This window comes from Vibrio wakamikoensis (assembly GCF_050337275.1).
GTDB classification, from domain to species: Bacteria; Pseudomonadota; Gammaproteobacteria; order Enterobacterales; family Vibrionaceae; genus Vibrio; species Vibrio chaetopteri.
Genome location: NZ_JAKJST010000056.1, coordinates 1 through 2732, shown reverse-complemented (window position 1 = coordinate 2732; position 2732 = coordinate 1). Strand labels below are relative to the sequence as shown.

General features: G+C 47.5%; 1 pseudogene. It reads right to left on the bottom strand.

Annotation, left to right across the window (positions count from 1 at the left end):
* Positions 1-2732 (bottom strand): annotated as a pseudogene (locus L4C42_RS23395) (hypothetical protein); the annotation flags it as partial.

The following is a 2732-nucleotide window of genomic DNA, read 5'->3' as shown; positions in this document are numbered from 1 at the left end:
GTAAGCATACCATTGGCAAGCGTTACGCCATTGGTAAAACTGATGTTGGCAATGTCGACATCAGGGGATGCAGGTAAGGTAAGTGGGTATTCCACTGGTGATAAGGTTTGCTCTGATAACGTGACATTAAAAACTAAATCGTTGCCCTCAATGACAGAGTCATCGTCACCAGCGACTTCAATCGAAGTGATAGACGGCTTATCGTTATCTAGGATAGTACCTGTAGAATCAATACCATCAACAGATAGGGTGTACGTTTCTGTAGGCTCAACAAACTCATCATCCACGGTTGGCAAAATAATGTCGAACGTCGTCACGCCAACGGGCACATTAAGGCTGCCGCCAACCAAGGTCACATTGTTACTGAAGCTGACGTTGCTTGTGTCCACATCAAGAGAATCTGGCAAGCTTAGAGGGTATTCAACGGGCGATTGAGTGGCTTCTGACAGCGTTACGCTGAACACCAGACTATCCCCTTCGGTAACCGAATCATCCTCACCCGCCACATCAATCAAGGTCACCGATGGTTTATCATTATCGAGAATATTGCCAGTGGACTCCACACCATCGACATTTAACGTATAGCTTTCTGTTGGTTCAACAAACTGGTCGTCCACTGTTGGGAGGATAATGTCAAAGGTGGTCACGCCCACAGGGACATTGATCTTGCCATCAACTAGCGTCACACCATTGGTAAAGCTAATACTTGACGTGTTTACATCATCGGAATCAGGCAGCGTCAGTGGGTATTCGACAGGTGACAAGGTCGCTTCAGAGAGCGTCACACTAAAGATAAGATTCTCACCCTCAACAACGGAATCACTATCACCGCCGACATCAATCGATATCACTGAAGGTTTATCGTTATCAACAATGCTGCCGGTCGACTCTACGCCATCGACCGACAAGGTGTACGTCTCGGTCGGCTCGACAAGCTCATCATCCACCGTTGGCAAAATAATGTCGAACGTCGTCACGCCAACAGGCACATTAAGGTTGCTACCAACGAGGGTCACGTTGTTGGTGAAGCTGATGTTCGCTAAGTCAACATCAACCGATTCAGGCAAGGCTAGTGGGTATTCAACAGGCGATTGAGTGGCTTCAGACAGCGTTACGCTGAACACCAGACTCTCACCTTCGGTAACCGAGTCATCTTCGTTCGTTACCTCAACAGAAGTGACAAACGGTTTGTCGTTGTCTAGAATGCTGCCCATCGAGTCTACGCCGTCTATGGTAAGGGTGTACGTCTCTGTTGGCTCAACTAGGGTATCGTCTACGGTTGGCAAAACGATATTAAAGGTCGTCACGCCGATAGGCACATTGAGCATGCCATCGACCAAAGTTACGCCATTGGAGAAGCTAATGCCCGAAATGTAGACATCAGGGGAGGCCGGTAACGTAAGTGGATACTCAACGGGTGATAGCGTCTGCTCTGATAACGTCACATTAAAGACGAGATCATTGCCCTCTACGACTGAATCATCATCACCAGCAACATCAATAGACTCGATCGAAGGTTTATCATTATCGAGGATAGTACCTGTCGACTCCACGCCATCTAACGTTAACATGTAAGTTTCGGTCGGCTCGACGATGGTGTCGTCTTCAGTCGGCAGGACAATATCAAACGTTGTTATGCCAACAGGTACGGTAAGCATACCATTGGCAAGCGTTACGCCATTGGTAAAACTGATGTTGGCAATGTCGACATCAGGGGATGCAGGTAAGGTAAGTGGGTATTCCACTGGTGATAAGGTTTGCTCTGATAACGTGACATTAAAAACTAAATCGTTGCCCTCAATGACAGAGTCATCGTCACCAGCGACTTCAATCGAAGTGATAGACGGCTTATCGTTATCTAGGATAGTACCTGTAGAATCAATACCATCAACAGATAGGGTGTACGTTTCTGTAGGCTCAACAAGCTCATCATCCACTGTTGGCACAATGATATCGAAGGTCGTAATACCGGCAGGGACATTGAGCATTCCGTCGGTCAAACTCACACCATTGCTAAAACTGATGTTTGTTGTATCGACATCGGGAGAAGCAGGCAGTGTTAAAGGGTACTGCACGGGTGATTGTGTTTGCTCAGATAAGGTTACGCTGAAGACAAGGTTGCTGCCTTCCACTACCGAATCATCCTCACCCGCCACATCAATCAAGGTCACCGATGGTTTATCATTATCGAGAATATTGCCAGTGGACTCCACACCATCGACATTTAACGTATAGCTTTCTGTTGGTTCAACAAACTGGTCGTCCACCGTTGGGAGGATAATGTCAAAGGTGGTCACGCCCACAGGGACATTGATCTTGCCATCAACTAGCGTCACACCATTGGTAAAGCTAATACTTGACGTGTTTACATCATCGGAATCTGGCAAGCTCAGAGGATATTCAACAGGCGATTGAGTGGCTTCAGACAGCGTTACGCTGAACACCAGACTCTCACCTTCGGTAACCGAGTCATCTTCGTTCGTTACCTCAACAGAAGTGACAAACGGTTTGTCATTGTCTAGAATGCTGCCCATCGAGTCTACGCCGTCTATGGTAAGGGTGTACGTCTCTGTTGGCTCAACTAGGGTATCGTCTACGGTTGGCAAAACGATATTAAAGGTCGTCACGCCGATAGGCACATTGAGCATGCCATCGACCAAAGTTACGCCATTGGAGAAGCTAATGCCCGAAATGTCGACATCAAGGGAGGCCGGTAGCGTAAGTGGATACTC